The following is a 1,171-nucleotide window of genomic DNA, read 5'->3' as shown; positions in this document are numbered from 1 at the left end:
CCGGCACTCTGGTGGATGGTTATGCGGCCTCTTTGCATCCGCTTCTATTCCGAAGCGACCCGGAAAGCATGCTCCGTCTGGGATATGGTGCCCATGATGGCGCACGTTTCCAGCGCGAAATGGGGATCGTGAAAGAAATCGTCACGGTCATCGAAGAAGACGGGCTGAAATCAGCACGCGGTAAAAAAGTGTACCGACAAACCCGTAATCTGCCCGGGCTGCATCCTACGGTGGTTTCTCACCTATTGTTGCCCAATGCCCTGTTTCTGGAATTGCCGGATATCGAGAAAAGTCTTCAGTCTATGGCTGAAGAAAAAGGGTATCCGCCCGTGCGCTTGTTACCCAGCTATCGGGAAACCTTTGTCCGTATCCAAATGCCTGAACAGCAAAAAGCATCTGTCAGGACGTTCTGCACGAAGCTTATCAAGGCGTTAAAAGAAGCGCTGAAGGAAGGCTATGGGCAAAAAATCATGGGGCCGGTCATGTCTGCCGCGCTCTATGCCGCCGACGGAGCATTCCAAAAGGTGGTCTGCCAACCGCGTAATTACAGCAAACCTATTGAAGTACTCCATCCCATTGCGCGTGAAGACGAACTTTTGGAAAAAGAAATCTTCATGCGGGATCTGGTTCGCCGCGAATTGGCCCATCATCGTAAGGTGCTCATTTACACCATCTACTCGGACAAGCTGGACCTGACGCAGCGTTATCAGTCCATCTTGAAAAAAGAGGGCATAGATGCGCGGGTGCTGAAATCTTCGGTGCCCACAGAAATCCGGGAAGACTGGGTACAGGATGCCTTGAAGGATGGGTGCGAGGTTCTGATCTGTAATCCCAATCTGGTGAAAACCGGTCTGGACCTTTTTGACTTCACCAGTATTCTGTTTATGCAAACCGGCTACAGCACGGACACCGTTTTGCAGGCTTCCCGTCGCTCCTGGCGTATTGGACAAACGGAACCGGTCCGCATCTACTTCGCCGCTTATGACGAGACGCCGCAAATGACCGCGATGTCGCTCATGGCGAAAAAAATCCGGGTTTCCACACAAGCCAAGGGAAACATCTCCGATAGCGGGCTGTCCGCCGCTGTGGAAGATCAGGATACCGATGATTCCGGTTCATTGATGGCAATTGCCAATCAATTCCTCGATGGTCTGCGTGACCATAGTCACGA

General features: G+C 52.1%; 1 protein-coding gene. It reads left to right on the top strand.

The features are described 5' to 3' along the window. Window positions 1-68: 68 nt before the first annotated feature. Window positions 69-1,171: helicase-related protein (locus AC2VLY_RS16935; RefSeq protein WP_486922697.1), on the top strand; the 1,103-nt coding region annotated here is incomplete at its 3' end.

The sequence above is a fragment of the Acidithiobacillus sp. TH-A36 genome (assembly GCF_057473445.1).
This window is presented reverse-complemented; position numbering and strand designations above follow the sequence as displayed.